General features: G+C 63.9%; 24 protein-coding genes and 1 pseudogene. 10 read left to right on the top strand and 15 right to left on the bottom strand.

The features are described from left to right. Positions 1 to 14: 14 nt before the first annotated feature. The 5 genes from ADIAG_RS06310 to ADIAG_RS06290 all read left to right on the top strand — a co-directional run bounded on the left by ADIAG_RS06310 (position 15) and on the right by ADIAG_RS06290 (position 4170). On the top strand, positions 15 to 950 hold the full coding sequence (locus ADIAG_RS06310) for an amino acid ABC transporter permease (RefSeq protein WP_007270501.1): 936 nt from the start codon (positions 15 to 17) through the stop codon (positions 948 to 950). Next, positions 947 to 1750: an amino acid ABC transporter ATP-binding protein gene (locus tag ADIAG_RS06305; RefSeq protein ID WP_007270500.1), complete on the top strand. Its 804-nt coding sequence runs from the start codon at positions 947 to 949 to the stop codon at positions 1748 to 1750. The genes ADIAG_RS06310 and ADIAG_RS06305 overlap by 4 nt, the downstream gene beginning before the upstream one ends. Before the next feature lie 37 nt (positions 1751 to 1787). Beyond that, positions 1788 to 2759, top strand: a complete 972-nt coding sequence (locus tag ADIAG_RS06300; protein ID WP_007270499.1) for a PDR/VanB family oxidoreductase — start codon at positions 1788 to 1790, stop codon at positions 2757 to 2759. A gap of 314 nt (positions 2760 to 3073) precedes the next feature. Next, entirely contained in the window at positions 3074 to 3613 is a 540-nt protein-coding gene (locus tag ADIAG_RS06295) for a ferritin (RefSeq protein WP_007270498.1), read from the top strand. A gap of 89 nt (positions 3614 to 3702) precedes the next feature. Next, on the top strand, positions 3703 to 4170 hold the full coding sequence (locus ADIAG_RS06290; protein ID WP_043473836.1) for a universal stress protein: 468 nt from the start codon (positions 3703 to 3705) through the stop codon (positions 4168 to 4170). 71 nt (positions 4171 to 4241) lie between these two features. Here ADIAG_RS06290 and ADIAG_RS06285 read toward each other — a convergent pair whose 3' ends face one another. From ADIAG_RS06285 to ADIAG_RS06255, 11 genes and pseudogenes are all read right to left on the bottom strand, one after another. After that, positions 4242 to 6971, bottom strand: coding sequence for an aminotransferase class I/II-fold pyridoxal phosphate-dependent enzyme (locus ADIAG_RS06285; protein ID WP_007270496.1), 2730 nt, complete (start codon positions 6969 to 6971; stop codon positions 4242 to 4244). A gap of 148 nt (positions 6972 to 7119) precedes the next feature. Further along, entirely contained in the window at positions 7120 to 8304 is a 1185-nt protein-coding gene (locus tag ADIAG_RS06280; RefSeq protein ID WP_007270495.1) for a serine hydrolase domain-containing protein, read from the bottom strand. A 66-nt stretch (positions 8305 to 8370) separates the two neighbouring features. Beyond that, entirely contained in the window at positions 8371 to 8955 is a 585-nt protein-coding gene (locus ADIAG_RS22060; protein WP_235045846.1) for a hypothetical protein, read from the bottom strand. Next, positions 8916 to 10286 (bottom strand): hypothetical protein, encoded by a 1371-nt coding sequence (locus tag ADIAG_RS22055; protein WP_007270493.1) that lies wholly within the window; start codon positions 10284 to 10286, stop codon positions 8916 to 8918. Before ADIAG_RS22055 ends, ADIAG_RS22060 begins: the two co-directional genes overlap by 40 nt. A 709-nt stretch (positions 10287 to 10995) precedes the next feature. Further along, a pseudogene (locus ADIAG_RS06270) lies at positions 10996 to 11940 on the bottom strand (serine hydrolase domain-containing protein). 74 nt (positions 11941 to 12014) lie between these two features. Then, complete coding sequence (locus ADIAG_RS22050; RefSeq protein WP_007270490.1) at positions 12015 to 12272, bottom strand: hypothetical protein; 258 nt, start codon at positions 12270 to 12272, stop codon at positions 12015 to 12017. Between the two features lie 74 nt (positions 12273 to 12346). Next, positions 12347 to 12817 carry a hypothetical protein gene (locus ADIAG_RS20010; RefSeq protein ID WP_007270489.1) on the bottom strand — a complete coding sequence of 157 codons (471 nt, stop codon included), beginning with the start codon at positions 12815 to 12817 and terminating at the stop codon, positions 12347 to 12349. Continuing rightward, complete coding sequence (locus ADIAG_RS21825) at positions 12721 to 13116, bottom strand: hypothetical protein (RefSeq protein ID WP_200859373.1); 396 nt, start codon at positions 13114 to 13116, stop codon at positions 12721 to 12723. The genes ADIAG_RS20010 and ADIAG_RS21825 overlap by 97 nt, the downstream gene beginning before the upstream one ends. Positions 13117 to 13158: 42 nt before the next feature. Continuing rightward, the gene (locus ADIAG_RS21820) at positions 13159 to 13302 is read right to left on the bottom strand and encodes a hypothetical protein (RefSeq protein ID WP_200859372.1); all 144 of its coding nucleotides are present in this window, start codon (positions 13300 to 13302) and stop codon (positions 13159 to 13161) included. Positions 13303 to 13420: 118 nt separating this feature from the next. Beyond that, positions 13421 to 13804: a hypothetical protein gene (locus tag ADIAG_RS06260; protein ID WP_007270487.1), complete on the bottom strand. Its 384-nt coding sequence runs from the start codon at positions 13802 to 13804 to the stop codon at positions 13421 to 13423. Between the two features lie 85 nt (positions 13805 to 13889). Next, the gene (locus ADIAG_RS06255) at positions 13890 to 16919 is read right to left on the bottom strand and encodes an alpha-mannosidase (RefSeq protein WP_007270486.1); all 3030 of its coding nucleotides are present in this window, start codon (positions 16917 to 16919) and stop codon (positions 13890 to 13892) included. A gap of 363 nt (positions 16920 to 17282) precedes the next feature. On the opposite strand from ADIAG_RS06255, the gene ADIAG_RS06250 reads away from it, so the two are divergent. From ADIAG_RS06250 to ADIAG_RS06235, 4 genes are all read left to right on the top strand, one after another. Beyond that, positions 17283 to 18185, top strand: a complete 903-nt coding sequence (locus tag ADIAG_RS06250; protein ID WP_007270485.1) for an N-acetylglucosamine kinase — start codon at positions 17283 to 17285, stop codon at positions 18183 to 18185. 99 nt (positions 18186 to 18284) lie between these two features. Further along, on the top strand, positions 18285 to 18548 hold the full coding sequence (locus ADIAG_RS06245) for a ribbon-helix-helix protein, CopG family (protein ID WP_007270484.1): 264 nt from the start codon (positions 18285 to 18287) through the stop codon (positions 18546 to 18548). Continuing rightward, positions 18545 to 18784 carry a hypothetical protein gene (locus tag ADIAG_RS06240; protein WP_043473705.1) on the top strand — a complete coding sequence of 80 codons (240 nt, stop codon included), beginning with the start codon at positions 18545 to 18547 and terminating at the stop codon, positions 18782 to 18784. Before ADIAG_RS06245 ends, ADIAG_RS06240 begins: the two co-directional genes overlap by 4 nt. Before the next feature lie 118 nt (positions 18785 to 18902). Further along, positions 18903 to 19166: a hypothetical protein gene (locus ADIAG_RS06235; RefSeq protein ID WP_007270482.1), complete on the top strand. Its 264-nt coding sequence runs from the start codon at positions 18903 to 18905 to the stop codon at positions 19164 to 19166. Positions 19167 to 19258: 92 nt separating this feature from the next. Here ADIAG_RS06235 and ADIAG_RS06230 read toward each other — a convergent pair whose 3' ends face one another. The 4 genes from ADIAG_RS06230 to hutH form a co-directional block, all read right to left on the bottom strand. Then, positions 19259 to 19555 (bottom strand): helix-turn-helix domain-containing protein, encoded by a 297-nt coding sequence (locus ADIAG_RS06230; protein WP_007270481.1) that lies wholly within the window; start codon positions 19553 to 19555, stop codon positions 19259 to 19261. A gap of 712 nt (positions 19556 to 20267) precedes the next feature. Further along, complete coding sequence (locus tag ADIAG_RS06225) at positions 20268 to 20873, bottom strand: HutD/Ves family protein (RefSeq protein WP_007270480.1); 606 nt, start codon at positions 20871 to 20873, stop codon at positions 20268 to 20270. 20 nt (positions 20874 to 20893) lie between these two features. After that, on the bottom strand, positions 20894 to 21559 hold the full coding sequence (locus tag ADIAG_RS06220) for a LysE family translocator (RefSeq protein WP_007270479.1): 666 nt from the start codon (positions 21557 to 21559) through the stop codon (positions 20894 to 20896). 88 nt (positions 21560 to 21647) lie between these two features. Further along, complete coding sequence (gene hutH / locus ADIAG_RS06215; protein WP_007270478.1) at positions 21648 to 23210, bottom strand: histidine ammonia-lyase; 1563 nt, start codon at positions 23208 to 23210, stop codon at positions 21648 to 21650. Positions 23211 to 23427: 217 nt separating this feature from the next. On the opposite strand from hutH, the gene ADIAG_RS06210 reads away from it, so the two are divergent. Continuing rightward, the gene (locus tag ADIAG_RS06210; RefSeq protein WP_007270477.1) at positions 23428 to 24114 is read left to right on the top strand and encodes an IclR family transcriptional regulator; all 687 of its coding nucleotides are present in this window, start codon (positions 23428 to 23430) and stop codon (positions 24112 to 24114) included. Positions 24115 to 24123: the final 9 nt, after the last annotated feature.

Here is a 24123-nt window from a genome sequence, read left to right as displayed (position 1 = left end):
GTGGAGACCAGCTGATGACTATCATGACCGAACCCAAGAAGACCGCGTCTGCGGTCGATGAGTACAGCATCGTCAACGCGCGTCATCCGGGGCGGTGGATTTCCGCGGCGGTGATTGTGTTCCTGGGGTTGTTGCTGCTGCGTTCGGTGGTCACCAACCCGAATTTCGGGTGGTCGACCGTCGGGATGTACATCCGCGACGTGTCGATCGTTCGCGGCATCGGGGTGACCCTGCAGCTGACGGTGATCTGCATGGCCATCGGCATCGTGCTGGGGGTGGTCCTGGCCGTGATGCGGATCGCCGCGAACCCGGTGGTGCGCAGCGCGGCCTATGCCTATGTGAGTTTCTTCCGTGGCACCCCGGTGTTGGTCCAGCTGCTCTTTTGGTACAACCTGGCCGCGCTCTATCCTTCGATCACCTTCGGGATCCCCGGAGTCGACTTGGACGCCAACGCAATCATCACGCCGATGACCGCAGCGATCCTGGGGCTGGGGTTGAACCAGGCCGCGTACATGTCCGAGATCGTGCGCGCCGGGATTCTGTCGGTGGAGAACGGCCAGTCCGAGGCCGCCGGAGCGCTGGGCATCAACCGGCTGCAGACCATGCGGCGGATCGTCCTGCCCCAAGCCATGCGGGTGATCATCCCGCCCACGGGCAACGAGGCCATCGGGATGCTCAAGGCCACCGCCCTGGTCTCGGTGATTTCGGTCCCGGAACTGCTGTATTCGGCGCAGATCATCTACGCACGGACCTTCGAGACGATTCCGCTGCTGATGGTGGCGAGCCTCTGGTACATCGTGGTCACCTCGATCCTGAGCGTCGGGCAGTACTACGTCGAACGCCACTACGCCAAGGGCGGGCAGCGCAGCCTGCCGGCCACCCCGTGGCAACAACTCAAACGGTTCGTGCGGGTGCACGATCCCCTAGCCCTCAAGGGAGCCAAGAAATGAGTGCGACCATCAGGGAAAGCGCTGCCGCCGCCACGGGGCCCGGGCCGATGATCAAGGCAGCTGCCGTCCGCAAAAGCTACGGCCGGCTGGAGGTCCTCAAGGGCATCGACCTGCAGGTGGACCGCGGGGAAGTGGTGTGCCTGATCGGCCCCTCGGGGTCGGGGAAGTCGACGTTGCTGCGCTGCATCAACCACCTGGAAACGATTGAGGGCGGACGGATGTGGGTGGACGGGGCGGTGATGGGCTACGACCTCAAAGGCACCAAGTTGCACGAGCAGCCGCACGCCAAGATCTGCCGCAGCCGGGTGGAGATCGGGATGGTGTTCCAGCACTTCAACCTGTTTCCCCATATGAACGTGCTGGAGAACCTGATCGAGGCCCCGCGCCTGGTGCTGAAGGAGAAGCGCCCGAGCGCGACCGCGCGGGCGCTGGCCCTGCTGGACTCGGTGGGGCTGGCGGACAAGGCCAAGGCCTACCCGCGCCAGCTCTCCGGCGGGCAGCAGCAACGCGTGGCCATCGCCCGGGCGCTGTGCATGCGCCCGAAGGTCATGCTCTTTGACGAGCCCACCAGCGCGCTGGATCCCGAGCTGGTCGGCGAGGTGCTGAAGGTTATGAAGGATCTGGCGGCCTCCGGCATGACCATGGTCGTGGTGACCCACGAGATGAAGTTCGCCCGGGACGTTGCTGACCGGGTGGTGTTCATGGACGACGGATACGTGGTGGAGCAGGGTACGGCCCAGGACGTCATCGGTGATCCGCAGCACGAACGCACCAAGGCCTTCCTGGCCTCGGTGCTCTGATTCATCCACACACGCAATCTTGAAAGGGCGCAGACCGATGTCGAGTCTGGAATTCTTTGAAACCGAAGTCCACCGCATCACCAGCGAGTCCGAGGGAGTGCTTTCCCTGGAATTGCGTCATCCGCTGCGGCAGGATCTGCCCGACTGGAGCGCCGGGGCCCACCTTGACGTGCTGCTGCCCAACGGGTTGATCCGGCAGTACTCGCTCTGCTCGGATCCCGGGGTGCGGAAATCATGGCGCCTGGCGGTGCTGCGCGAACCTGCCGGGCGTGGCGGTTCGGCCTATGTGCATGACGAATTGCGTCCCGGCACCAAGATCCAGGTGCGCGGGCCGAAGAATAACTTCGTCCTGGCACCAGCCGCCGAATACGTGTTCCTGGCCGGCGGGATCGGCATCACCCCGATCATGCCCATGGTGCGCGCCGCCGCCGCGGCGGGCGTGCCGTGGAAACTGATCTATCTGGGCCGCAGCCGGCGGAACATGGCCTTCCTTGAGGAGTTGGCCATCCACGGGGACAAGGTCCACATCCATGCCGACGATGAGAGCGGCTTCTATCCGCTGGCCGAGTTGCTGGCCGATCCGAACGCGGCTTTCCAGCTGTACACCTGCGGTCCAGGTCCGCTGCTGAACGTGATCGAATCCATGACCGAGTCCTGGGACGATCCCTCCCGGCTGCACTTCGAGCGCTTTGCCGCGGATCCCGAGGCTGCGGGCGCGGCCGTCGCTCCGCATGAGGGAGACCACGAGTTCACGGTGCAGGGGACCGATGGCACGGAGATCAATGTCCCCGTGGGGGTGAGCATCCTGCAGGCCCTGGAGGATGCCGGGATGAGCCCGCTGAATTCTTGCCGCGAGGGGATCTGCGGCACCTGCGAGACTTCGGTGGTTTCCGGGGAGATCGATCACCGCGATTCCCTGCTGTCGGACGAGGAACGCGAGGCCGGGGACACCATGATGATTTGCGTGTCGCGGTGCCGAGGCCTGCGCCTGGTGCTCGAGCTGGATTAGTCGGGGTTGCGTTCAGAAAATCAACCCTTATCAGGCGCGATTCGTTGCACGAGTTGAGTGGTCGTGGATTTGAACTTACCTTTCCAGCGATTTCCTGGGGTCGGGTGACGTGGTGGGGGAATGGCCGGCGGGCACGACAGAGCGTCACGCAAGGAATCTGCTGATCTCGTCGGTGACCGCATTGCCGGGGCGCCTGCCCTTGACTCGGGCAGCGGAGGCGGGCAATCTCGAATCAGGCACCCGGTCGGTTTGGGGCCCGGCGGGCCTGTGGCCGGCAGCGCCTCATTCGTGCACATCCAGCCAAGGAGAGCATCATGAGTCCGAAGTTCAACGACATGCTGACCCGCCAGCTCGGCAACGAGTTCACCGCCTCCCAGCAGTACATCGCCGTGGCCGTCTGGTGCGACGGGCAGGATCTTCCGCAGCTAGCCAGACACTTCTACCGTCAATCGCTCGAAGAGCGGAACCACGCCATGATGATGGTCCAGTACATGTTGGACCGCGGCATCAGGACCGAAATCCCCGGGGTGGGTACGGTGCGCAACGATTTTGGTTCCGTGGAGGAAGCACTGGTGATGGGCCTCGAACAAGAAATTGAGGTCACCGAGCGGATCAAGGAGCTCTTTGCCGTGGCTCGGGCCCAGGATGATCCGCTCGGTGAGCAATTCATGTTGTGGTTCCTCAAGGAACAGGTCGAAGAAGTGGCATCGATGTCGACGCTGCTGAACGTTGCGCGCAGAGCCAAGAGCCTCTTTGAGGTCGAGACTTTCCTGGCCCGAGAATCGGTGGGCGATGCGGGACAGGGATCCGGCGGAGGCTCGGGAAACCCGGAAGCCGCCGGCGGCGAACTCTAAAGTCAGGGAACCCGGGCCGCAGAAACCCCTGCGGCAGGATTCAGCAGTAGGAAGGCATGGCGATGGACACCGAAGAATCTTTGGACCGTATGGCTGAAGAATCCGAACCCGCACCCGCAACGCCCGGAAGCATCGTCGTGGGGCACGACGGATCTGCCGATGCACAGGCGGCATTGGAAATGGCCATGGAGATGGCCGGGAAATTAGGGCGGCCGGTGCTGATGGTCAGGGCGTGGTCCATCGTCACGGCACCGCGCCCGGCCGCCTGGAGCGCCGGATACGTTCCGCCGTTTGACGAGTTTGCTGCAGCGGTCAAGGAGGAAATGCTCCGTCATGCGGGCCCGGTTGCCCAAAAGTTTCCCGACGTGGAGATCAGCTACCTCCCGGTTCATGCCGCCCCGCTCAAGGCCCTGGTGGCTATCTCGCGGGACGCATACCTGCTGGTGTTGGGGACCCGCGGGCGCGGGGGACTACAGGGCATGCGGCTGGGCTCGGTCAGCGGACAATGTATGCGCCATGGCCAGTGCCCGGTGCTGGTGGTGCGGCCGCAGACTTGAGGCCGGCATAAAAACAGCGTTGGCCGGGGTGCGGGATGGCTCCTGCACCCCGGCCAACGCCGGCTGATCCTTTAGCCCTTGCGAACGGGCAACTCGTTGATGACCCGGTAGCCTAGATCCGGGTCGTAGCCGTGGATCTCGCGGGTATCGAGGGCCGCCATGAAGGAAAGGATCTCGGCGGTGAAGACCTGCCCCGGCACCAGGATCGGGAATCCCGGCGGGTACGGGGTGACGAAGCCCGCGGAGATCACTTCGTGGCCCGCACGCACCTGTTCGGCCAGCTCGTCGGGCATCAAATACCCGCAGCTGCCGGTCTTGTAGGTGGCGAAGTACGCGGTGCGGATATCCCCGTCGATGGTTTGGTCATCAACCCGGAAGTGGTCGGCGAAGCGACTGAAGTCCGGCAGCGGCGGCGGGGTGCCGACCAGTGACGCCACGGTCTTTTCGAGTGCGGCCAACGCCCACGGGCTCATATCCTGGCGTTCGGTCTCGAAGTGCTCGGCCAGCTTGACCAGCACGTCGATGAGGTAGGCCGCGGCGCTGCGCGAGGTACCGATGTTGGTCATGAACAACAGCGTGTTCCGGCTGGTCTTGTTGACCTGGATCCCGTAGCCGTCCATCAGATACTGGTGCTTGAAGGTGTCCCCGTCGACCCCGGTGTTGCCGATATGTAGTGTCAGCCGGCTGGGATCCACCACAAATTCGTCTCTGCGCCAGGCCTCGTCCATGGCCGCGATCCCGTCACGCAACGGCATCGGCCGGGTGGTCTCACGGAACTCCTCCGGGATCAGATCCAGGGTGGTCAGCACCCGGAAGTACTTCTTGAGCAGCGGATGGCGGGCCACCATCTGGGCCACCGACTGGGCCAGGTAGGCCTGGCGTTGGACCAGCTCGTAGCCTTCGAGCTCGGCCTGGCGCCGGCCGATGTCCAGCGAGGCCAGGATCTGGTAGTTCGGGGAGGTGGAGGTGTGCGTCATGTACGCCTCGCGGAAGGTTTCCTCGTTGAGGTGGTTGAAGTCCTGGTCGAAGACATGGATCATCGATCCCTGCCGCAGCGAGGTCAAGGTCTTGTGCGTGGACTGGGTGGCGTAGACGCGCAAGCGAGCGGTGTCCGGGTCCGGCAGCAACCGGGTGTTCAGCCACGCTTCGTCATCAAGTGGTTCTCCGGTGACCGGATCGAAGAGGGTTTCGCGCTGGGCGGCGTAGCGGGCTGCGTACGCGGGATCCTTGAAGTCCTTCTCGAGCTTGGCGGCGGCAGCCATCGCGGTGCGCCGGCGGTAGACCGGGTGGAAGGAAGCGAACGCGAACCAGGCCTCGTCCCAGAGGAATACCAGATCGGGTTTGATGGCCAGACATTCGGCCATGACCCGCTCGACGTCGTAGACGATGCCGTCGAAGGTGCAGTTGGTCAGCGTGAGCATCGTGACCTCGTCCAACCGTCCGGCCCTGCGGTAGTCAAGCAGCATCGACTTGATGGTCCGCAGCGACACCGCCCCGTAGAAGGAGAAATCGTTCAGTGGGTAGGCGTCCATGTAGGCGACCTGGGCGCCGGCGAGCATCAGCGCATAGTGGTGGGACTTGTGGCAGTTTCGATCCACCAGCACCACGTTGCCCGGGGCCACAATCGATTGGTGCACGATCTTGTTGGCCGTCGAGGTCCCGTTGGTCACGAAGTAGGAGCGTCGGGCCCCGAAGGCACGCGCGGCCAGGTCCTGGGCCTCCTTGATGGAGCCGTGTGGATCCAGCAGCGAGTCCAACCCGCCGGAGGTCGCCGAGGTCTCGGCATGAAGCAGATTCAGCCCGTAGAACTCCTCCATGTCCTTGATCCAGCGGGAGTTCACCACCGAACCACCGCGCGAAATGGGCAGCGCGTGGAAGACCGCTGCGGGTTTGCGGCTGTATTGCTGCACCGCGTCGAAGAACGGGGTGGCAAAACGTTCGGAGACACCCTGGAGCAGCGAGAGGTGAATTTCCATGGACTCCTCGCGGCGGAAGAGCCGGGCGAAGCGCCGGTTCACCGACCCGGCAAGTTCCTCGATGGACACATCGGCCACCAGGTACAGATCCACCTCCGGGCGCAGCTCCTTGAGCTTGTCGGCCAGCCGGAGGATGCGTTCCTTGGGCGGGTAGCTGGCGATGTCAGGGTCCACGAAGCCATCCAAGAACCGGCGCAGGTCCTCGCCCGGGCGGTGCCGGGCCGGGATGGTGAATCCGGGGCGCAGGATGCAGGCCTGGATGGTGGGGTTCAGCAGCATCGCAATGATGGCGTCCTCGAGGCTGGAGACCACATTGATCTCGTAGACGAAGGCGTCGGTGGAGCGGCGTTGGCGGGCCATTTCAGCCAGGAGTTCCTCGCGGTCCGTCTCGGACACGTCGTCAATGACCAGCACCTCGAACCGGGGCCGCGGGTCCGATGCGGTGGCGATGGAGGGATCAAAGGGGGACAGCTGACCGTCGGAATCCTGGCTCCGCTCCTCGGTGTCGTGCCCGAACCTGCTGAAGGCGCGGGTCACCGGTTCGATCTGGTCCAGGGCCTCGGCGTAGTTTCCGGCCTCGATGCTCGCACGCAGGGCCAGCACCCGGGCCTTGCCCGGCACGGCCCAGTAGGTTTCCACGGCTTCGAGCACGCGCAGCTGCCGGGTGACTTCCTTCAGCAGCCCGTCTTCGGATTTGCCTCGTTCGCTGGCACCCGGAAGGGCCTTGGCCGCATAGCCCAGGTACTCCCAAGCGTCGGTGCGTAAGCGCCACACGCTGGAGGGTGTGGCATATTGTTCGGTGTCATGCTGGGTGGTTGGTGCCATCACGGCTGCTCCGTTCCTGGAAGGCGCCTTCGAAGGGGCGTCGGTGGTTGGGTTCTGTGGAAGTCCGCCGGAACGGGTGGCGGTCTCTTAGGGGTGTCGGTGCGCCGGACGCCGCGTAGGGCGCCTGGGGGGTGAAGCCGTAGGTGCATTACAGGGCCGCTGCCATCGCATCGAAGGCGCTCAAGGTGGGGAAGAGCTTGGTGGCGTCCTGCGGGTGCGGCCAACTCGAAAGCTTCACCCCGATGACCTGGGCGGGGCGATTGATGTAGATCAGCTGCCCGTGGATGCCCAGGGAAAGCAAAACCTCATTCCCGGGGTAGGGGAACCACATCTGGTTGCGATACATGCCCCCGGGCATGCGGTTATCGCCCGGGCTGGCGGCAAAAGCCTCGCGGGAATCCGGCGCCCCGGCCAGGGTCTGCGCGATCCACTGCGCCGAGAGCACCCGTTCGCCGGTCAGTGAGAGCCCGTCGCCCAAAAACAGGGCGCCGAAGCGGGCCAGATCACGCAGGGTGGCGTTGATGCCGCCATCGAACATCCCGGTGCCGAACTGGTCCACGCCGATCATCGCGTCGGCCTCGGCCCCGATCTTGGACCACAACAGCTGCGACATCAGCGTGGGCATCGGCGCCCCGGCCGCGGCCTCGCAGATCCAGCCGAGCATGTCGGTCTCGCAGGAACGGTATTCGAAGACTCCGCCGTGGTCCCATTTCTGCCGCAGCGTCATCAGGTACGGGTACATGCCGGTGGGGCCCGCCACCGCCGGTGGCGCCCAGCCGATGGCCTCTTCGAGCAGGCGGACCTCGGCGCGCGGGTCGAGGTAGTCCTCGGAGAAGGCGATGCCCGAGCGCATATCCAGCAGGTTGCGCACCGTGGCCCCGGCATAACCGGTGTCCGCCAGGGTGGGCACATAGGTGGTGAGGGGGGCGTCGATATCTAGCACCCCGGCGTCGGAGAGCGCACCGACCACCGCACCGACCAGGGACTTGCTCACCGACATCAGCAGGTGCTTGGAGCCGCTGGACATTTCGCCGGTGTAGGACTCGGCCAGCACGGTGCCGCGGTGCATCAGCATCCACCCGTCGGTGTCGGTGGAGGCCATGACCGAGCCGACGGTCATCGCCGGTTCCCCGGCCAGCGCCGGCGGCAGCACGATCGATTCTAAATCCGCGGCGGCAAAGGGCAGCTCGGCGATCGGTCCCTGGCCCCGGGAGATCGCCGCGGTGGGGAGGAACTCGGCGAGGTGCTGGAAGGACCAACGCAGGTTTTCGGGCCGCTGCCAGTTCATCATGCCTACTGGCGGCGGGACTTCGCCCAAAAAGGTGTCGTTCACGACTGCTCCTTGTCATTGCCGTGCATACGGTCATTGCCGCGCATACGGCACTGGCTCATCTGGACATTACCACTGGGATTTCACCCCGCGGCCGGGGGTGAAGCCTGCCCGCGCGTCGTCATCCAGCGGTTTCCCGACAAATCCGGCGCGCAGGCAGTCGATGAAGTGCTGGGCTCTGATGTTCAGCTGCGTTTTCCCGTGTCGGTCGACCTGTAGGCGGCCCTTGGTGACCAGGACGCCTAGATCCGCTCCCTTCCAGCGGTAGTCGCCGGGGCCGTAGATGCGCAGGAAGAACGCCTCTGACTCGTTTTGGAGCATGTGCCAGTCCAGCGCCGCACGGTTGAAGACCATGGCCCCGTTGGCATCCAGGTAGTACTGGCCGGTGGCGGGGGCCGAGGTGAGCAGCTCGACGGTCTCGGAAGTCTCCTTGATGATCATCTGGCTCCACACGTCGGCGCCGGAGAGTGCCTCCCAGCGAGCGTTGATCTCATCGATGTCCAGCTCGAAGGCGACATCGAGGTACTCCAGCAGGTGGAAGAGGAACAGTGGCACATCGGCATAGGCGCCGGCTGTCACGTTGGCGATGGCGCTGGCCCCGGAGATCCGGGGGTTCAGTTCGCCCAGGTAGACCTCGTCGGTGTCGGTGTCCACCAGCACGTCGACCTGGAAAAGCCGCGGTAGCCCTCGGTGTCCAGGCGATCGCCCATGCGCTTGACCAGGTCCATGGCCCGGGCACGCTGCGTGGCGGTGAGCACCTCGGGGTGCATCTCGTTTCCGCACCAGCCGCCGGGGTACGGGGTCAGGCTCGGGTGCCCGGCCAGCTCGGTGAAGAACGGGCCGACCACGGTGCCGGAGCGGGTCAGTACCGCCTCGACGGCCACCGGCAGATTGTTGATCCGGCGCATCACCTTGATGTCCTGGCGGATGATGTCTGCGCTGTGGGTGTCCCAGTCGGATTCGTTGTTGATGAAGAAGGTGGTCTTGCCCGAGTCCCCGTAGGGAGTCTGGACCACCAGTTCGTCGCCGAGCCATGCCGCGTCGGCGGCCTCACGCAGGGCCTTGAAGGTGGTGCCGTTGGAGAGCACATTGGGTACCGAGGGCACCCCGGCTTCGTCGCCCATTTTGGTGGTGACGATCTTCGAGTCCAGTCGGTCGCGCAGCTCGGCCGCGGGCAGAATCAGGTCGTAGCCCAATTCGCGGCAGATGCGTTCGGTTTCCTCGTTGAAGAAGACCAGAGCGACCTTGGGCCGGAGACCGGGGCGCAGGTTCTGGGTCATGCGGGCGCGGACCTCGGCGTTGAGCAGCAACCAGTTGTTGATCTCCTCGCCCGATTCGAAGTCCGTGACGGGCTTGTGCGCGGGGGTGAAGATCCTCGGGTGGGCGCCATCCCAGGAGTCGTAGTAGCTGACATAGGAGAAGTTCCGCACCCAACGGTCCAGGCCCAGCAGGTTGAAGGGGGTGGCACCAACAAAGAAGATCGGTACGTCGTTGGTGCGGAAGAAGTGCCGAACCTCGGAGATGTTGCGGACCGTGTGGGGGACCGTCACCGAGGGGGCGTCGGAAGCGAATGCTGCATCGGTGCCGATGGTTGCCTCGGGGATCTCCGGGTCGGTGGGCACAGCCCGGGGCATCGGATCCACCGAAGGTACCGTGTCCGCCAGCGGAGCAGCGGCCCTAACGGCGGCCGAAGACGCGGTGGGAGAAGACGTTGCCGGTGGCTTGGTGACCACTGGCTTGGCGGCCGGCGTCGTGCGGGTGCTTGGCTTGGTGGTCTTCGCAGCAGGCTTGGCTGCAAGTTTTGTGGCTTTGGACGCGGCCGCGGGCGCAGCTGCAGCAGCGGGCTTCTTCACGGTGGTGGCCGTCGCAGGCTTGGCCTTTTTGACGACGGTAGAGGTGCCCGTTGCCGGTTTGGCCACGACCACCTTGGTGGTCGGACGCGGCTGGACGATTTCCTTGCTGGATCGGCTGGTTTCTGCGCTCATGGCCCCACTCCTTTTCGTCGGCATGTATCCAAGAACCGGCGGAGTCAGGATAATTCCGCGTTGCCGGAGGTACCGGGCATTCCGCGCTTTCGTGCGGTGCCCGGAACCTCCGGCAACAAGGTGAGTACCATTCCCCAAGAATGTCTGCGGCGGCTGCCGCGGGCCATCCGATTCGGATTCACCGTTTGAATCTTCAAGTCCAGCCAACTTAGTGCGATTTAGTGATGACTGCCTATCTGGCAGGGATAGATGACGCCCGAGGGTGCTGATGGGCAGGTCGGAACCGGCCTGTCGGAGAGCGTGTAGGTGTTCGTGAGCGAGGATGTACCCGATGGGGGGCAAACCACCGGGTGCCTCTTGCCTCCCGGAGACCGGGTATGCGAGTCCGACAAGCAGTGATGAAGGTCATGAGTGGCTCCGGCGCGGTTGTTTGTGAGCCCGGTAACATGCCGCCGAGCAGGCACCGTGCCCCGGAATTATCAGTGTGGACAGCCACCGGCCGGGCATGCAGTGCGTCGACCTATTGTTACAGCCGTGAGCACCTCAGGTGCCCCGCGACGCTAGGGAAATCAGTTGATGACCACTGGCTGAAGAATCGGCCAGCGGCATCGGATGCTCCGGAATGAAGCAGGGCAGCGGAAGGCCACGGTGCGCACGCCGACCACGACCGGCGTGCGCGACCCCGAGCCCGAGGAGCGGACAGACGGGCTTAGGCCGGTGGCGCGGTGGGGCCCGGAGGGCCCTGGGGTGCCGGGACGTTGAACAGTGGCAGGAACGGCCGGCCCACCCCGCGGTACTGCGTGGGGTGGGTCGCGGAGATTGCGTCGAAGGCCCGCAGCGTGGGGCAGAGCTTGGAGGCGCCCTGCGGGTAGGCCCAGCTGAAAAGCTTCACCCCGACGACCTGGGCGGAGCGGTTGATGTAGATCAGCTGACCGTGGACACCCCGGGCGAGCAGCACGTCGCTGCCCGGGTAGGGGAACCACATCTGGTTGCGGTACATGCCGCCGGGCATACGGTTATCGCCCGGGCTGTTGGTGAAGGCCGCCCGAGAATCCGGGGCCCAGGCCAGCGTCTGGGTGACCCAAGACCGGGAGAACACGCGCTCGCCGGTGGACGAGATGCCGTCGTTGAGGAACAGTGGGCCGAAACGGGCCAGATCGCGCAACGTGGCATTGATGCCGCCGTCGAACATGCCGGTGCCGAACTGGTCAATGCCGATGGTGGCATTGTGTTCGGCGCCGAGATTGCCCCACAACAGGTGGGACAGCAGCATCGGCATCGGTGCCCGGGCCGCTGGCTCGCAGACCCACCCGAGCACGTCGGTCTCGCAGGAACGGTATTCAAAGACCCCGCCGTGGGCCCATTTCTGCCGCAATGTGCGAAGGTATGGGTACATCCCGATGCTGCCCGGTGCCGTGGGATGGGCTCAGCCGATGGCTTCCTCCATCATCCGCACCTCGGCGCGCGGGTCCAGGTAGTCCTCGGAGAACCCGATGCCCGAACGCATATCCAGCAGGTTCCGCACCGTGGCCCCAGCATAGCCGGTTCCGGTGAGCGCCGGCAGGTAATCGGTCAGTGGCGCCGTGGGATCCAGCAGCCCGGAATCGCACAGGGAGCCGGCCACCGCACCGACCAGGGACTTGCTCACCGACATCACCAGGTGCGCGGAGTGCGGGGCCATATCCCCGAAGTAGGCCTCGGAGACCACGTGCCGCGGTGCATCATCATCTAGGCGTCGGTGTCGGTGGAATCGATGACCGAGCCGACACTCATCGGTGCTTCGGTGGGGAAGGCCGCAGGTCGTGAGATGGCCCTGAGATCCAGGGGATTGATGGGCAGCACCGAGGCCGGTCCCTGCCCCCGCGAAATCAACGCGGTGGGCAGGAACTCGGCAAAGTGCTGAAAGGACCAGCTCAGGTTGTGTGGCAGCTGCCAGTTGCCCACGCCCACGGTTGGTGGTCGGTACTCAAGGTTCGTGCCGTCCATGACCGTCCTCTCGGTTGCTGCTTGGGTGCAGCATCAGGGCCTCTTCGCGGCGGCGAATTTGTTGGGTGGTCCTCCTACCACCTGGTCTTGACTCCGATCCCGGCGAAGGCTGGCAGCTCGTGCTGGACACCGCCGTCCACCTGCAGACCGGTGAAGCCGGCGCGGATGGAATCGATGAAGTGCTTGGCCCTGATGCTCAGCTGCGGGGACCCGTTGCGCCGCACCTGCAGCCTGCCCTTGGTGACCAGGATGCCCAGGTCCCCGCCCTTCCAGCGGTAGTCGCCGGGCCCGTAGATGCGCAGGAAGAACGCCTCGGACTCGTTTTGCAGCATGTGCCAGTCCACGGCGGCACGGCCGAAGACCAGGGCGCCGTTGGAATCGAGGTGGTACTGGCCGGTGGCGGGGGTGGCCGTGAGCAGCTCGACGGTCTCACTGGTTTCCTTGATGATCATCTGGCTCCAGGTATCCGCGCCGGAGAGTGCCTCCCAGCGGGCATTGATTTCCTCGATGTCCAGCTCGAACTCGACCTCCATGAACTCGAGCACGGGGTCAGGTCCTGGTGACCGGCGAGTTCGGTGAGGAACGGGCCGACCACGGTGCCGGAGCGGGTCAGTACCGCCTCGACGGCCACCGGCAGGTTGTTGATCCGGCGCATCACCTTGATGTCCTGGCCGATGATGTCTGCGCTGTGGGTGTCCCAGTCGGATTCGTTGTTGATGAAGAAGGTGCTTTTGCCCGAGTCCCCGTAGGGGGTCTGGACCACCAGTTCGTCGCCGAGCCGGGCCGCGTCGGGCTCGCGGCGCAGCGTGCTCCAGTCACTGCCGCGGGTCAGCACGTTTGGCACCGAGGCGACCCCGGCCTCGTTGCCCAGACCGGTGGTGACGATCTACGAATCCAGTCGGGCGCGCAGTTCGGCCGGTGGCAGGATCAGGTCGTAGCCCAGCTCATCGCAGATCATCTCCGTTTCCTCGTCGCAGAAGACCTTGGCGACCTTCGGACGGATGCCGGGACCGCCGGGTACCTGATGCACATCGTGGAGAGCGCCTCGCACCAATTGCCGTTGGCCGTGAACGTGGTCCGCGACGGGGACTCTTGGGTGCCCGACGGGTCGAGACGAGCGTGCTGCACGCCTGAACCCGCTGGGTAGGTCAGGGGTTGGGTAGCTGCTGCGGCACGGATGTTCTTCGTGCCGTGCGCCGGCGCATCCAGCTGGACACCAGAGACGTGGTCACCACGGCGATGAAACCCAGGATCCCGCCGACCCACGAGCCGAGGATCAGCGCCGTGCCGCGCAAATCCAGACCCCGGCCCTCGGAAAGCCCCTGGACGTAGGGCGGCGGGAACATCGCATTGACCAGCACGCCGGCGAAGAGCCCGTAGATGATCGATGCGAGGCAACCCAGGAACAGGTACCGCCCCCGGGCCTTGGCGCCGCAGCGCAGATGCACCAGCACGCCGAGGATGACCATCGGTACCGCCGCGGCGAAAGAGAGCACCCAGAACGCAGCGATCTCGAAATCGTTGTAATCCATGGGTGGTCGTGGTGCTCCCTTTTTGGCGGTGAAACGGCCACTCCACCGACAGGTTTCCGTACGGTGCCGGTGAGGCCGAGGCCGCTCAGTCGCGCAGCCGCAACCGCAGGGTCCGCACCTCGAACGCGCCCAGGGACAGTTCCACATGGCCGGTTTCCATGAACACAGGTTCTCCGTCCGCCAACGGGTCTTCGAGCAGCGAGACGGTTGAAACGGATTCGAGATCGGCATTCACGCGCAGCATGCCGGTACACCGCCGGCCCAGGGATTCGTAGAGCCGCACGATCACCTCTCCGCTGCGGTCCGCGGCGAGCTTCACCGCTGAAAGCAGCAAACCCTCACCGTCCAGTTCCACCAGCGAGTCGAAGGCGTATCCTCCGGTGATGCGGCGTTCGGGGGTGTTCAGCGCGATGCCTGCCGCGGTGGCCGAGGCGATGTCGGCACCGATCAGCAACCCGTAGCGGTGAGTGTGCAAGCCCTGGTCGGTGTGAGGGTCCGGGAAGCGCGGGGCGCGCAGCAGTGAGATGCGCACCGTGGTGCTCACCCGGGCATCGAGTGCCTCGCGGGTGACGTCGTAGCCGTAGCTCGAATCGTTGAGCACCGCCGCGCCGAAGCCCGGCTCCTTGAGCAGCACGAAGCGGTGCATGGAAGTCTCGAACTTGGCCGCCTCCCAACTGGTGTTCACATGCGTGGGTCGCTTGAGATAGCCGAACTGGGTTTCGGCGATCGAATGCTCGGCGCGGATATCCAGTGCGAAGGCGACCTTCAGGAACGTCTCGACTTCCTGCCAGTCGGTGTGCTGGGTGATCTCCAGCATCCGCGCACCCGGGGCCAGCACCAGCTCCTGGGTGATATGTGAGGCGGAGAAGCTGCGCTTTACGGTGATCCGGGCGCTGCCCTCGGCATCGGTACTTAGCTCCACGGAGTCGGCCGCAACCAGGTCGGTGACCCGGTTGCGGTAGAACGCATCTACATCCCAGGCGTCCCACTGGTTGGGGAAGTCTTGGTGTAGCTGAAGTAGGTTGGCACATTGGCCAGGGGCGATCGTCTCGCGGCCCGATGCCAGATCGATGGCTGAGGTGATCAATCCGTCGGGATCCACGTTGATGGACACCAACTCGTTGGTCAGCCTGATGCCGTCGGCATCCTGCACGGCGGTGACTGCGGGCCCTGGTGTCGGAAGCTCGGCCAACGGGCAGGAGCCTCCGGGCGGGATCCCGTTGCGGGTGATGGGTGCCGGGTTCAGCACCAGTTCCACATCCCCGGGGTCGGTGAGTGCTCTCTGTGCCGCGCTGATGAGGGCTTGTGCCGCGGCGGTGATGCGCGCATACTCGGCCACCGCCTCGCGGTGCACCCAGGCGATCGAGGTGCCGGGCAGGATGTCGTGGAACTGGTGCAGCAGCACCGCTTCCCACAGGGCATCAAGCTCCTGATACGGGTAGTTGTACGACGTGCGGGTGGCGGCGGTGGTGGCCCAGAGCTCGGCTTCGACCAAGAGCTGCTCGGTGCGCCGGTTCCCGGCCTTGGTCAGGTGCTGGGAGGTGAGGGTGGCGCGGTGCAGTTCCAGGTAGAGTTCCCCGACCCAAACGGCCGGGTTGAGTAGTTCGGCGGCGGTGCGCGCGTAGAAGGAATCGGGGTGTTCCCAGGAGACCCGCGCGCTGCCCTCCAGATTTTTGAGCCGCTGGGCCTTGGATGCCATCTCTCGGGTGGTTCCGCCTCCGCCGTCTCCCCAGCCGACCGGGGCGATGGAGGAGGATGCCCTGCGGGATTCGCGGAATTGGCGTGCGGCCAGGGCGACCTCGTGGCCGGAGAGCTGCGCGTTGTAGGTGTCCATGGGCGGGAAGTGGGTGGGCACACGTGATCCGTCGATGCCCTCCCAGTAGAAGCTGTGGTGCGGGAAGATGTTGGTTTGGTTCCAGGAGATCTTCTGGGTGAAGAACCATTCGAGCCCGGCCCGGCGCATCAGCTGGGGTAGGGCGGGGGAGTAGCCGAAGGAATCGGGAAGCCAGGCTCCGTGGCAGGAGATCCGGAATTCTTCTTGGAAGAAGCGCTGTCCGTACAGGAATTGGCGCACCAGTGATTCGCCGGATGGCATCACGGTGTCGGATTCGACCCACATGCCGCCCAGCGGCACGAATCGTCCGTCGGCCACCGCCTTTTTGATGCGTGCGTAGAGTCCCGGGTGCTGGTCCTTGAGCCATTTGTATTGCTGGGCGCTGGACATGCCATAGATGAAATCGGGGTCGGAATCGATCAGTTCGAGCATGGAGGAAGTGGTCCGGGCGACCTTGCGGATGGTTTCGCGGATGGGCCACAGCCAGGCGGAGTCAATGTGGGCGTGGCCGATGGCGGCCAACCGGTGGGCGCTGGCTTCGGCCGGTTGCGCCAGGACGCCGGCCAATGCAGCACGTGCCGCCGCGGCGGTGTCGCCGATGCGTGCCAGGTCCAGGACATCCAGAGCATCGTCGAGGGCCTGCAGGATCCGGAAGCGCCGCGGTGCCTCGGGCAGTTCGGCTTGCAGCTCGAGCAGGACCTCCAGGTCGAGGGACAGCTCGTAGACCGCCAGGTCCCTGATGACCAAGTCCATGGTTTTGGTGGTGTAGAGCGGGGTCGGAGAGGAGGATCGGACATCGCCCTGTGCGGTGGGCAGGAACGGGTGGTGTTCGAGCAGCACGGGGTTGGACGCGGCCTCGATGAACAGCTCAATGTCTTCGCCGCCGGCTGCCGAATCGGCCACGGGGACCCATTGGTTGCGTGGGTTGAGGGATTTCACCGCGTGTCCGTCTGCCCGGTAGACCAGTCCCTCGCATTGGAATCCGGTCGTGGAGGTATCGAATCCCAGATCAATGCGCAGCTCGACGTGTTTCCCTGCCCAGTCGGTGGGAACTTGACCGCGGATCCGGAACCAGGTGGTTCCCCAGGCGGGGCCCCACTCGGTGCCGACGGTGTGCGGGCAGTAGTCGAGTGCCAGTCCTACGGCCGGGGCTATGGGTTCGCCGGGCAATGCGTGGGCGGCCACCTCGAGGGGAAGTGACTGTGGATAGATGGCGGGGATGATGCGTTCGGCCAGGACTCGTCTGGCACGTGCGATGGTCAGTGACGTTTCATCGTGCATGGATGCCTTTCGCAAGTTCGTTCAACTTGGTAGTGCCGCCGATGTCGCTGTTGACAACGCTTTTCCGATGGTTCAACGGGGACTAAAGCCCGTCGATTCCCTTGGTGCCCACAATAGCCGAGGCCCGTTTCGGCGGCGGGGGTAGGGACCCGCGAGTCGTTGACTGTCGGTGGTTGCGGTGAGCAATATGTGGATTTCCTTGATGCTGAGCCCAAGCGGTTTACGGATGCCGGTCAGGAGTCGTGCGTCGGGTCGGTGTCTGTATGGGGGTCGGTGATGTAATGGTGAGCGAACGAGGACCATCGAGCCGGGGCTTCCCGGGGTTGTCTGGCCTCACCAAGGCCTTGTGAAGAGAAGGAAGTCATGTCCCCTGCGCGCTCCCAAACTACGACATTGGTCGGCCTGGATATCGGCGGGACCAAGAGCCATGGCGTGCGTTGGCTTGATGGACAAGTGGTTGCGGAGGCCAAGACCGGTAGCGCCAATGTGCAGAACGTGAGCGTCCAGGTCGCCCAAGACAATATTGCGCAGATGTTCGAGGCGCTGGGCCTCGGGCACATCGATAAGGTGGTGGCAGGTGCCGGCGGCATTGATACGGCGGCCGATGCGCAGCGGTTGCGCAGTATGATCGCGGTGCATGCGCCGGAGGCGGACATCGAGGTCGTGCACGATTCACATCTGATTCTGGCTGCGGGACATGCATCAACCGGGATGGCTGTCATCTTGGGTACGGGTTCGGCCGTCTGGGGGATCAATGCCGCTGGGAAGGAAGCACGCGCCGGTGGCTGGGGCTACCTGCTCGGAGACGAAGCCAGCGGGTATTGGATGGGTCGAGAGGCGGTGCGGCACACCCTGCGTAAATTCAACAGGGAGGAACCCATAGGCGAACTGGGACGCCTTGTCCTAGAGGCCAACCACGTCTCCTCGCCGGATGAGTTGATCGGGCTGTTCCATGGCGATACTGACAGGCGTTACTGGGCCCAGCAGTCACCGCTGGTGTTCCAGGCCTACGGGGCCGGCGACGCTGGAGCCACGCGGATCATCGACGAGGCGGTCGCCTATATGGTGACGGCGCTGGGGGATGTCTCTAGCGTCTTGGGGATCGCCGGGCCTGTGGTCATCGGCGGCGGGCTGGGCATGCACCAACCGTTGTACCAGGAGCGACTTCGCGCACCATTGGCCGGCATCGGACTGGAGGGCATCGCCTTTCTCGGGGAGGATCCGGTGTTCGGGGCGCTGTTCCTCGCGGGAAAAGACTGCTTCTGAGCTGTCGAGCCAACCGTCGCCGGTGGCTGCTTCAACCACTGTCCCAGGAAGAGCTGCGGAGGCCTTCTGATAAGCGTTTTTTCGTATTACAATATTGTTATGAGTGAGCGAGAAACAATCAATGGGGTACCGGTCACCGACGATCAAATAAAAGCTTGGGCTGCAGAAGCCGAACGTGGATACGATGCGCAGGCACTGAAGAAGCGTGGGCGCGGACGCCCCGGGCGTGGATCCCAACCGTCGCAAGTGGTCCCTGTGCGGCTGACAGTCGAGGAGCTTCAGGTCATCGACGCGCGAGCGAAGAAGGAAAATAAGACTCGTTCCGAGATCATGCGCGAAGCGCTGGCGGCGTATGCAGCATGAAAGTCCATGAATCTGCTCTCAGACATGGAATCAATGCGAGGGACGTGGTGCAGGCTGCAACGTGGGCAGTATGGATCGAGGATCTCGACGATGATACTCCGGCCAGGCAGCTCCGGATCGGCTTCGATACGCATGGTCGGCTGCTTGAAACAGTGGTCCTTGTGTTTGATAGTGGCAACGAACTTGTGATTCACGCCATGAAGGCCTGGCCTCAAATGCTTGATCTTCTCCCCTGAGTCAGTGCACAGAAGGTTTGTTCAAGCTCGAAAATTGGCTAGCTGGAATGCACTCCGGAAAAAAACAGTGAAACATGGTGAAGAATTGGGGCTGACAGTTCTCGACCGAAGGAACCACATGATCAATCTCAAACAGGACACCGAAGGCTTCGTCCGGATGAACCGGCATTTTCCGCAGAAGCTGGCCCTGTCCATCACGTTCACCGACGGGACGCAGGAAGAAACCACGGGACGTCGGATGAACGAACTCTATGATGCGGCGCTGGCTGAATATCGGCTGCAGAACAACATGGACACCAAGGGGTTTTCGCGCTCGCCGGTAAAAATCCACAGAAAGAACGCGGTCGGATTTGTTCCGGTCCAGCCCGGCCTGAACAAGTAACGTAGGTCGTTGGTACGTCACAGCCAACGGTAGGGATCAAGAAGGAAATTCCGGGGAACCAACGGCCAATGAGCTGTTGGTCCGTTGGCGCCCTAAACGATTTTTAGTTCCTTGCCGAAGGCCTTGGCCAGCTTTGCAACGGTAGCGAGAGTCGGATTTGCCGCGCCGCGTTCGATACGGCTGATCTCGGACTGCTGGATACCTGTCAGGTCTGCCAAGTATGACTGGCTCCAATGTTGCTCGTTGCGCAGGGCGCAGAGGTTTTTACCGAATGCGATTTGGGCTTCTGCTTCTTCCTTGAACGCAGCGGAAGCGCGTTCGTAGATTTCATGGTCGGTTTCGGACCATGAGGCCTGTGCTTGACGTGCCAAATCACGGAAACGTGCCATGCTTCACTCCTTCGATTTATGGCTTTCGGGCCATAATTAGAATTATGGTTTACGGCCCATGGGATGTCAATCAATCTTCATCTTCCAGGCTTCATGGATATTGCGGGCCACGCGTATTTCTTTCGATTGCCGTTTCGGGCCGGGGCTCTTGCCTTTGTTATAGCCGTGATGAATCAGCACGATGCGTTGACCATGGAAAACGCAGAAGAGTCGGACAAGCACCCTGGGATGTTGGCCTCCGAAGCCCAGTTCAAGGCACGATCAGCATCTAGGAGGGCGCGAAGCGTTGCATCAATACGAAATTCGACCAAGCAACCGCCGAGTGGTCTCCCCCACCGGCCAGCACAAATTTCGGGGCCTAGGGTTTCTAAAACTTGCTCGATAGCAGCACGAACAACTGCCTGCTCATAGGTGTTCAGGTTTCGAAAGAAGGAAGAAAAATTCGATTCTTCGTTGTATTCGACGGTCCATCGATTTTTGGCATCCATGGGGTCGATTGTGGAACCCATGAGGCGCCGAAATTGCTGGTGCGCTACCACGTGTGGACAGCCGGAGATGGTTCGCAGTGTCCCCAAAAAAGCCGAGCTGTCGCAACACCTGAATGGCCCGCTGAAAAGCTCTGGTTTGATCCGCACCGTTGACTCCGGGGGAGCAGATTTCTGCTGATTCAGGAAAACCGGATTTTGGTGATCCGTTAAGTTGAGCTGATCTGTTAAGGAAGGTCGAGAGAAACCACGGCCATGAAGCCGCGGCCGCTGATCCGCGGGGAATCTTCTTCCCCTCCGATCATGGTGTCGCGCAGCTCGAACGGGGCTTCGGTTTCCTCCCGCAGCACCGTGGCCTTGCCCTGCAGCAGCACACCCAACTGCCCGCCGAAGAGGTGCTGCTCGCGCTTCTTGGACAGCTCCACGATGCGTACGTTTCCGCGGAGCACGCCGGTGCGGGTGATCAAGTTCAACGCCAGCACCTCGCCGGTGGGCAACGCCGCGGAAACAGTGCTGTTCCCGGAGAACTTCAGTGGTCGAAGCCCCTCCACCGCTTGGACGGTTCCATCGATGGTCAGCTCGAGCAGCTCTCCGACGATCACCGTGAGGGTGCGGTCGAATCCTTCATAAGGGGTGAACTCCCCGGATCGTTCGATGGACGCGATGCTCAAGCGCCAGTCCCAACTGTTGCCCTCGGCCGGCAGCAGGTCGGCATCCGGGCCCAACTTCCCCGCGGCGATCTCGCGCACGTCCCCGTGCGCCCATTTTCTTTTGGTCGAATCGGCCAGGTGCACCATCGTTCCAGCGGTCAGGGCGGGGTTCGAAGTCGTCATGGTTTGAAGTCTAGCCGCCGCTAGAGGAACGCCCCGACGAGCACCACGATGCCCATGATGGCTAGCGCGGCAGAGGACACCCGTTCGAGCCAGATGCCAACTGTGGGGCTTTTGAACCACGCCATGGCCTTGGCCGCGATGGCCGTGAGCACCATCAAATAGGCGAAGCCCATGAGTGCGAAGATGGCACCCAGGAGCAAGGCGGAACCGAGCATATTTGATCCGACCGGGATAAATGGTGGCATCAGGGCCAGGAACAGTAGTCCCAGCTTCGGGTTCAGAGCCGCCGAGAGCATGCCGGCGCGCAGGGATTGGAACAGGGTGTACGCACTGCCGGCGGCGGCGGCGGTTCGGGTGGCGGTGCGTGCCGTCGCCGCCGAGGCTCCGGCCAGGAACCGTGCCTTGATCAGGGAGCCGAGCCCCAGGTACAGCAGGTAGGCGCCACCGACGACGGCGATCACCTGGTGGATCGCCGGATAGGTCTGCAACAGTGCAGCCACCCCGAGGCCGGCCAAGGCAGCCCAGCCCATGATGGAAATCATCATGCCCAAGGCGGCGGCAACCCCGTTGCGCGGGCGGTTCAACGCGTAGCGCAGGGTCAGGAAGGTATCGGGACCGGGGGACAGGACCACGACGAGGGCGACCCCGGCAAAACCCAGGAGAGCGGTAGACGGCAGGGCATCCATTATCTGGGTTGGCCTGCCGAACAACGAAACGAGCAGCGGCAGGCATCCGACGCGACATACGCCGTCATCGGATGCCGCCGGTGGTGGATCAGGCCAGTGGGACCTCGGCCTGGGAATTGGCCGCTGTCAACAGGGTGCCGCTGACGACCAGCTGGAAGAGCGCTTCGATCTCGGGAGCCAGGAACCTGTCGGTGCCCGGTCCCTCGACCTTGGTGCGAATGGCTTCGCGCACCGCGGTGATCACCGGGGAGGACTTGGAAGAGCCCAGGCCGCCGTCGCGCATGTCCAAGGCGCGAGCACTGGTGAGCAGCTCGATGGCCAGTACCCGGGCCAGCCCATCGATGCTCTTGCGCAGTTTCAGTCCCGCGTGCCAGCCCATGGAGACATGGTCTTCCTGCATGGCGGAGGACGGGATCGAGTCGACCGAGGCTGGGACGGCTAGCCGCTTGAGCTCCGAGACAATGCCGGCTGCGGTGTACTGGGCGATCATGTGTCCGGAATCAACGCCCGGGTCATCGGCCAAGAAGGCGTTGAGTCCGTGGTTGCGGGCCTTGTCCAGGAACCTGTCGGTGCGGCGTTCGGAGATGGAGGCCAGATCGGCGACGGCAATGGCCAAGAAATCGAGCACGTAGCCGATCGGAGCGCCATGGAAGTTGCCGTTTGATTCGACCCGGCCATCCAGGGTGACCACCGGGTTGTCGATCGCCGAGGTGAGTTCGATGGCTGCTACGGATTCGGCGTGGGCCAGGGTGGCGCGCACGGCCCCGTGGACCTGCGGTGCGCAGCGCAGCGAATAGGCGTCCTGCACGCGGGTGAACTTGTGGGCGCCGGCCTTTTGCTCCTCGATGAGGGGCGAGCCTGCCAGCACCGTGCGCATGTTGGTCGCGGAATCGCGCTGTCCCGGATGCGGCCGAAGTGCGTGAAGGTCGGCCGCGAAGACCGCATCGGTACCCAACAGTCCCTCGATGCTCATGGCTGCCGAGATGTCGGCGATGGACAACAAGGCATGCAAGTCCGCAGATGCCATCAACAACATGCCGAGCATTCCGTCGGTGCCGTTGACCAGGGCCAGCCCCTCTTTTTCGGCCAGGACAACAGGGGCGATGCCGGCGGCGGCCAGTGCTTCGGAGGCCTCCATGGCCGTGCCGGCGGCGTCTCGGACCGGGCCCTCGCCCATCAGGGTCAGGGCCGCGTGGGAGAGCGGAGCCAGATCCCCGGAACAGCCCAGGGAGCCGTATTCACCGATCACCGGCGTAATGCCGGCGTTGAGTACCGCCGCATAGGTGGTGGCCACGATGGGCCGCACACCGGTGCGGCCGGTGGCCAGAGTGGAGAGACGGTTGAGCATCAGGGCTCGAACCACTTCGCGGGGCACCTCGGCACCGGAGGATGCGGCATGGGACCGGATCAATGAGCGCTGCAGCTGGGCGCGCAGCTCGATCGGGATTTGCTTGGTGGCCAACGCGCCGAATCCGGTGGAGACCCCGTAGTGCGGAACGGTGTCGTTGACCAGTGCGTCGATGACGGCGCGGGAGGAGTCGATGGCGGCCAGGGCATCGGCGCCCAATTCCACCTGGGCATCGTGGCGAGCAACTGCTACGACGTCCGCCGGTTGCAGGGCTCCGGTTGAAATGCTGATGCTGGCCTTCATGGGTTTTTCCTTCTAACGGGTGCGGTTTTCAAGGGTGTCGTGTGAATCAGATCTCGACAACCCCTTGCCAAGGGATGAAATTAGCGTTTCAATAAGTGAAACGCATCACGGGCTCCGAGGCAAGCCCTTAGATCCTTGGATTTTGCACGAAGGGCGCCACTCGGAGCCCCGAGGTCAAGTATTTCAAGGTCCAAAGCACCAAATATGGAGGAATGACGTGGCAGAACCGGCAACCCGAACCGTGGAACGCGCGCTGCAATTGCTCGGTGCGGTCTGTGAGGCCGGGGCGGTATCGCTGGCAGAAGTCTCCCGCGAAACCGAACTTTCGGCATCCACCGCCCTGCGCCTGCTGCGCACCCTGGAAAACAGCGGCTTTGTGCGCAAGGACGAGGAAGGCGAATACCGACCCGGTCTGCGCCTGGTGCAGCTCGGTGCCCAAGCGCTGAGCCACGAATCGCTCATCCATCTGGCGGCACCGGCTCTCCAACGCTTGGTCGAAGCGACAGGAGAGTCGGCATACCTCTCGGTACGCGGCCACCAGGGAACGGGAAACGACCACGCCGTGTACCTGGCCATCGCCGAGGGCACCCATTCGGTACGCCACGCCTCCTGGGTGGGTCGCAGCGTCCCGCTTTCGGGCTCCAGCCTGGGCGTCGTATTCGCAGGAAAGACCCCCGAATCCGGCTATGTGGTCTCCGACAAGGGCGTCGAACTCGACGTCACGGCCATCGCCGCACCGCTGCGGCAGCTCGGGGCAACCGATGCCGCCGTGGACGAAGGGCCCCTGGCCGCGATCTCGGTGGTTGCCCCCAGCTACCGGATGAACCCGGCGGAAATTCAGCGTATCGGCGATCTGGTTGCCGCCGAGGCCCGAGCCTTACTTGGCATCCCCGCCGGCTCTTAGCCACCACCA

The organism is Paeniglutamicibacter gangotriensis Lz1y, assembly GCF_000348945.1.
Lineage (GTDB): Bacteria > Actinomycetota > Actinomycetes > Actinomycetales > Micrococcaceae > Paeniglutamicibacter > Paeniglutamicibacter gangotriensis.
Note: the sequence above shows the minus strand (reverse complement) of the source record. Positions and strands in the feature narration are given on the sequence as shown.

Coding starts and splice junctions, on each gene's coding strand:
- ADIAG_RS06250 (WP_007270485.1), top strand. CDS start 17,283: ATGTCCCCTGCGCGCTCCCAAACTACGACATTGGTCGGCCTGGATATC.
- ADIAG_RS06245 (WP_007270484.1), top strand. CDS start 18,285: ATGAGTGAGCGAGAAACAATCAATGGGGTACCGGTCACCGACGATCAA.
- ADIAG_RS06295 (WP_007270498.1), top strand. CDS start 3,074: ATGAGTCCGAAGTTCAACGACATGCTGACCCGCCAGCTCGGCAACGAG.
- ADIAG_RS06220 (WP_007270479.1), bottom strand. CDS start 21,559: ATGGATGCCCTGCCGTCTACCGCTCTCCTGGGTTTTGCCGGGGTCGCC.
- ADIAG_RS06260 (WP_007270487.1), bottom strand. CDS start 13,804: ATGGATTACAACGATTTCGAGATCGCTGCGTTCTGGGTGCTCTCTTTC.
- ADIAG_RS06255 (WP_007270486.1), bottom strand. CDS start 16,919: ATGCACGATGAAACGTCACTGACCATCGCACGTGCCAGACGAGTCCTG.
- ADIAG_RS06240 (WP_043473705.1), top strand. CDS start 18,545: ATGAAAGTCCATGAATCTGCTCTCAGACATGGAATCAATGCGAGGGAC.
- ADIAG_RS06300 (WP_007270499.1), top strand. CDS start 1,788: ATGTCGAGTCTGGAATTCTTTGAAACCGAAGTCCACCGCATCACCAGC.
- ADIAG_RS06310 (WP_007270501.1), top strand. CDS start 15: ATGACTATCATGACCGAACCCAAGAAGACCGCGTCTGCGGTCGATGAG.
- ADIAG_RS06225 (WP_007270480.1), bottom strand. CDS start 20,873: ATGACGACTTCGAACCCCGCCCTGACCGCTGGAACGATGGTGCACCTG.
- ADIAG_RS06285 (WP_007270496.1), bottom strand. CDS start 6,971: ATGGCACCAACCACCCAGCATGACACCGAACAATATGCCACACCCTCC.
- ADIAG_RS22050 (WP_007270490.1), bottom strand. CDS start 12,272: ATGGACGGCACGAACCTTGAGTACCGACCACCAACCGTGGGCGTGGGC.
- ADIAG_RS22055 (WP_007270493.1), bottom strand. CDS start 10,286: ATGAGCGCAGAAACCAGCCGATCCAGCAAGGAAATCGTCCAGCCGCGT.
- hutH (WP_007270478.1), bottom strand. CDS start 23,210: ATGAAGGCCAGCATCAGCATTTCAACCGGAGCCCTGCAACCGGCGGAC.
- ADIAG_RS06305 (WP_007270500.1), top strand. CDS start 947: ATGAGTGCGACCATCAGGGAAAGCGCTGCCGCCGCCACGGGGCCCGGG.
- ADIAG_RS06235 (WP_007270482.1), top strand. CDS start 18,903: ATGATCAATCTCAAACAGGACACCGAAGGCTTCGTCCGGATGAACCGG.
- ADIAG_RS06290 (WP_043473836.1), top strand. CDS start 3,703: ATGGCTGAAGAATCCGAACCCGCACCCGCAACGCCCGGAAGCATCGTC.
- ADIAG_RS06230 (WP_007270481.1), bottom strand. CDS start 19,555: ATGGCACGTTTCCGTGATTTGGCACGTCAAGCACAGGCCTCATGGTCC.